The organism is Ferrovibrio terrae, assembly GCF_943371255.1.
In the GTDB taxonomy this organism is placed as follows: domain Bacteria; phylum Pseudomonadota; class Alphaproteobacteria; order Ferrovibrionales; family Ferrovibrionaceae; genus Ferrovibrio; species Ferrovibrio terrae_B.
The window spans coordinates 1-4,864 of record NZ_CALRUC010000182.1 but is presented as its reverse complement, the minus strand read 5'-3'; the positions used below and the strand labels follow the sequence as shown (position 1 = coordinate 4,864).

Annotated in this window: 5 protein-coding genes; 1 reads left to right on the top strand and 4 read right to left on the bottom strand. The window is 64.0% G+C overall.

Annotated elements, in window-relative coordinates; genetic code table 11:
- The first annotated feature begins 353 nt into the window (after positions 1-353).
- The gene (locus AAG799_RS22295; protein ID WP_341899273.1) at positions 354-866 is read left to right on the top strand and encodes a PAS domain-containing protein; all 513 of its coding nucleotides are present in this window, start codon (positions 354-356) and stop codon (positions 864-866) included.
- Between the two features lie 7 nt (positions 867-873).
- Here AAG799_RS22295 and AAG799_RS22290 read toward each other — a convergent pair whose 3' ends face one another.
- Genes AAG799_RS22290 through AAG799_RS22275 form a run of 4 tightly spaced genes read right to left on the bottom strand, consistent with a single transcriptional unit; the run spans position 874 to position 4,712 of the window.
- Positions 874-1,539: a cysteine hydrolase gene (locus AAG799_RS22290; protein WP_341899271.1), complete on the bottom strand. Its 666-nt coding sequence runs from the start codon at positions 1,537-1,539 to the stop codon at positions 874-876.
- Position 1,540: 1 nt separating this feature from the next.
- The gene (locus tag AAG799_RS22285; RefSeq protein WP_341899270.1) at positions 1,541-3,085 is read right to left on the bottom strand and encodes an ABC transporter ATP-binding protein; all 1,545 of its coding nucleotides are present in this window, start codon (positions 3,083-3,085) and stop codon (positions 1,541-1,543) included.
- Positions 3,085-3,789: an isochorismatase family cysteine hydrolase gene (locus AAG799_RS22280; RefSeq protein ID WP_341899269.1), complete on the bottom strand. Its 705-nt coding sequence runs from the start codon at positions 3,787-3,789 to the stop codon at positions 3,085-3,087. The genes AAG799_RS22285 and AAG799_RS22280 overlap by 1 nt, the downstream gene beginning before the upstream one ends.
- Positions 3,786-4,712, bottom strand: coding sequence for an ABC transporter permease (locus AAG799_RS22275; protein WP_341899267.1), 927 nt, complete (start codon positions 4,710-4,712; stop codon positions 3,786-3,788). The genes AAG799_RS22280 and AAG799_RS22275 overlap by 4 nt, the downstream gene beginning before the upstream one ends.
- Positions 4,713-4,864 lie beyond the last annotated feature (152 nt).

Below are 4,864 nucleotides of genomic sequence, written 5' to 3'. Positions count from 1 at the left end.
GATTGCACCGACTATAAAACGGCAGGGGGTGGGTTTTGTCAATCGACCCCCCTATATCTGGGGCTGCGATCGCCAAATTGCGGCAAGATTGTGAAATCTTAGGCCTTTTCGAATAGTAACCTTGAATTAAGGGATAGAGTGCTTATCTTTACTCATGGTCGTTGAGACCAATGATGATCGCCGTCCGCAAAGCGGGATGCAGTGACCCGCCGGCGCATCATCAGCCTTTTCCCCATCTCCCTAAAATTTAGCCTGTCAGCAACCCGTGGAAGCGCGGGGTTGAATTTTAACGCGTTTCCAACGCGGTAAGTATACCATGCTGCGTTGCGAACAGACGATGAGACCTGCATTTCATGACTGCGGTACAGAATCCGCACCGACGACATAGCGACAAGCCCTTTGTCAGCGATCCCGGGTTGAATTTCTGGGCGCTGCGGCCACGCGCTTTCGCCGCAACCTGGCAGGCGCGCATTCCGCCCGGCCTGACCGTGCCACCGCGTCAGGCCTTCACGCCGGAAACCTTGATCGAGTTTTTGCCGTATATGCTGATCATCGAAATGGATGCGACGCGGCAGCGCTATCGCAACCGCCTGGTGGGGACCGAAGTTGTGGCCCATGCCGGGCGGGACACCACCGGCCAGTGGTTTGAAGACATCTATTCAGAGGCGACCCAGTCTGGCCATCACCAGGCACACCAATGGGTGCTGCAGCATCGCCGGCCTTTGCGGGTGCATGGCACGATGGCCTACGTGGATCGCGGCTATATGGCAGTGGAATCCGTCGTGACACCGGTGTCGCTCGACCGGCCTGACTATATCGAGCAGTTCCTGATCTGCGTCGCCTATGGCGATGTTCAGCAGAACTGATCGCACTTTAGGCTAGGGCGGCGGCTACCTGATCCGTGGTGGCGGTCCAGCCGACAATAGCGCCCTGGGCGCGGATCATCTCGATCGCGGCGGCCTTGAATTCCGGGAAATAGCTTTCGGTGGCATCTTCCACCAGCAGGCATTCATAGCCGCGGTCATTGGCTTCGCGCATCGAGGTCTGCACGCAGACTTCGGTAGTAACGCCGCCAAAGAGAAGATGCGTGATGCCGCGCGCTTTCAGGTCATCCTGCAGGCTGGTGGCATAGAAGGCGCCTTTCCCGGGCTTGTCGATCACCAACTCGCCGGGCAGGGCAACAAGATCGGGCACGAAATCATTGCCGGGTTCGCCCTGTACCAGGATGCGCCCCATCGGGCCCGGATCGCCGATGCGCAAGCTGGCATTGCCGCGCGTCAGCTTGGCGGGCGGACAATCCGACAGATCGGGCTTGTGGCTTTCGCGGGTATGGATCAGCGGCAGGCCGGCCTTGCGCCAGAGCCCGAGCAGCCGCGCCACGGTGGGCACGATCACGGCGAGCCGGCTGACATCATTGCCCAGCGCAGCGCCGAAGCCGCCGGGTTCGATGAAATCGCGCTGCATGTCGATCACCACCAGTGCGGTGTGCTGCAGCGGAAACGCGTAGGGGTAAGGTTTGGCGGCAGCGATGGTCGGCATGTCAGTGTCCCGCCATATGGCGGCCGATCACGGTGAGATCGGCAGCGGCGATGGCATCCTCGTAGACGATGCGGCCGGAAAACATTACGGCAATCCGGTCGGAGAGTTCGAACAACTCGTCGAGATCCTCGCTCACCAGCAGCACGGCGGCGCCGCGGTTGCGCGCGGCCATGATCTGGCCGTGGATATCGGCCACGGCGGCGAAATCGAGACCGAAGCAGGGATTGGCGGCAACCAGCACATTGACCTCGCCGCCGATCTCGCGACCCAGCACGGCGCGCTGCACATTGCCGCCGGATAACTGCCCGATGGCGGCATCCGGCCCCGGCGTTTTGACGCGATAGCGCGCGATCACCTGTCGGGCGGCCTCGCGGAAAGCGGCCGGCTTCAGCCACCAGCCGCCGGCGGCGAAGGGCGGCTCATCGAAGCGGCGGAAGGCGAGATTCTCGGCCACGCTCATAGCGGCGACGCAGGCATTGCGCAGCGGCTCTTCCGGCAGGCAGGACAGCTTGTGGCGTTTCATCGCCGCGCGGCTGCAGTCGAAGACCTCGCCATGCAGCGCGATGCTGCCATCGGTGATCTTGCGCTGGCCGGCAATCGCCTCGACCAGTTCGCGCTGGCCGTTGCCCGAGACGCCGGCGATGCCGAGGATTTCACCGGCCCGTACGCGCAGCGAGATGCCCTTCACGGCCGGCTGGCCGGCATCGTCGGCCACATTGAGCGTGTTGATCGCCAGCCGCGTGTCTTTCGGCTCACCGCTGCGCGGCGCCGGATCGGGCAGCTTCTGCTCGCCCATCATCATCTTCGCCATGTCGTCGGCGGTGAGATCGGATACCTTGCCACTGCCGGCGAACTTGCCGCGGCGCAACACTGTCACACTGTCGGCGAAGGCAAAGACCTCGCGGAATTTATGCGTGATAGTCAGAACCGTGAGCTGCTTCGACCTGGTCATGTCGCGCAGCAGGCCGAGCACTTCATCGGCCTCGCCCGGCGTCAGCACCGAGGTCGGCTCGTCCAGGATCAGGAAGCGGCGCTTGAGATAGAGCTGCTTGAGGATTTCGGTCTTCTGCTTCTCGCCGGCCGAGAGCGCCGCCACCTTGCGGTCGAGCGGCACGCGGAACGGCATGGTGGCGAAGAAGGATTCCAGTTCGACATGCTCGGCCTTCCAGTCGATCACGGCGGGCAGGTCGGTGCGGGCCAGGGTCAGATTCTCGGCCACCGTCATGTCGGGGACCAGGGTGAACTGCTGGTAGACCATGCCCAAGCCAAGGGTATGGGCCATGCGCGGGCTGTCGATCGGCTGTTCATGGTTGCCGATCATCACCTGGCCGGTATCGGGCGTGTAATAGCCCATGACGCATTTGACCAGCGTGCTCTTGCCGGCGCCGTTCTCGCCCAGCAGGGCATGGAAGCTGCCGGCGTCTACCTTCAGCGTCACATCGTCCAGTGCCTTCAGCGCACCGAACTGCTTGCTCATGCCCAGCGCTTCCAGCGAGACGGCGCCGGTGCCGGGTGGCGCGGCGGGATCTGGAACGAACATCACCATCAGGCGATGCCTTCGAGGAAGGCGGTGGATGTGGCGACGGCGCCGAACACGCCACCCTGCATCTTGATCATCTTCAGCGCAGCATCGTGGTTGCCTCTGTCGGTGGCGCCGCAGCAGTCTTCCAGCAGGATGCATTCAAAGCCACGGTCGTTGCCTTCGCGCATGGTGGTATGGACGCAGACATCGGTGGTGATGCCGGTCAGTACGATATTGCGGATGCCGCGCAGATTGAGGATCAGCTCCAGATCGGTGGCGCAGAACGAGCCCTTGCCAGGCTTGTCGATGATGACTTCGCCGTCTTTCGGTGCCAGTTCCGGGATGATGTCCCAGCCCGGTTCGCCACGCACCAGGATGCGGCCGCAGGGGCCGGGATCGCCGATGCCGGCGCCGATGCGCTGCGAGCGCCAGCGCTTGTTGGCCGGCAAATCGGCCAGGTCGGGGCGGTGGCCCTCGCGGGTGTGGATGATGTGATAGCCCTTGGCGCGCATGGCGGCGAGCAGGCGCCGGATCGGTTCGATCGGCGCACGGGTCAGGGAGAGATCATAGCCCATCGTATCGACATAGCCGCCCTTGCCGCAGAAATCGGTCTGCATGTCTATAATGACCAGTGCGGTATTTTCCGGCCGAAGGTCGCCGTTCCACGGCCAGGGATAGGGATCGGCGGCGACATGGCGGCCTGTGGTGGCGGTGCTCTGATAGGTCATCGTGTCACTCCCAGTTCACCCGGCGCGCCGGCCAGCGTGCGGTCGCGCGAGCAGGTCAGGATCATGATGAGCAGGGTCAGCACATAGGGCGCGGCGTTGAACAGGTAGTAGCCCTGGGTGATGCCGACCGACTGGAGTGCCGGGCCAAGTGCTGCGGCGCCGCCGAACAGCAGCGAGGCCCAGAAGCACAGCATCGGATTCCAGCGCGCGAAGATCACCAGCGCCACGGCCGTGATGCCCTGGCCCGAGGAAAGCCCTTCGCTCCAGCTGCCGGGATAGGACAGCGAGAGGAAGGAGCCGCCGATGCCGGCGAGAAAACCGCCGCCGGCGGTAGCGAACAGGCGTACCCGGTTGACGGCGTAGCCCAGCGCGCGCGCCGCATCGGCACTGTCGCCCACCGTGCGTACGACCAGGCCCCAGCGCGTGTTGCGGAAGGCCCAGAGCAGCACCGGCGCCAGCACCACGCCGATCAGGAACAGCGCGTTGATGCGCAGCGAATCCCGCACCTGTGCATTGTTGCTCCAGTCACCGAAGGGAATGGAGGGCAGGTTGGGGGCCTGCGGCTGGATGAAGGGCTTGCCGAGGAAGAAGGCGAGGCCAATGCCGAACAGCATCAGCGCGATGCCGACCGCGATATCGTTGACGCGCGGCAGGCTGCAGATCAGTGCATGAAGGATGCCGAAGACGGCACCGGCGCAGCCCGCGGCCAGCACACCGAGCCAGGGCGAACCCGTGAGATAGGACACCGCATAGCCGCTCATCGCGCCCATCACCAGCGTACCTTCAAGGCCGAGGTTGATGCGGCCGCTTTTCTCGGTGATGCATTCGCCGAGGCTGACGAACAGGAAAGGTGTGCTGACGCGGATGGCGCCGGCCAGCACCGCCAGCGGCACACCCCACCAGCCGAGCAGATCGGCACTCATGATTTCACCTTCTTCAGCCATGGCAGGCGGCCGTAGAGCACTTCGCTGGTCAGGATGGCGATGAAGATCATGCCCTGCAGCACCAGCACGGTGGCATCGGGCAGGCCCAGCCGGCGCTGCAGCAGGCCGCCGCTGGCGCCGATGCCGCCCAG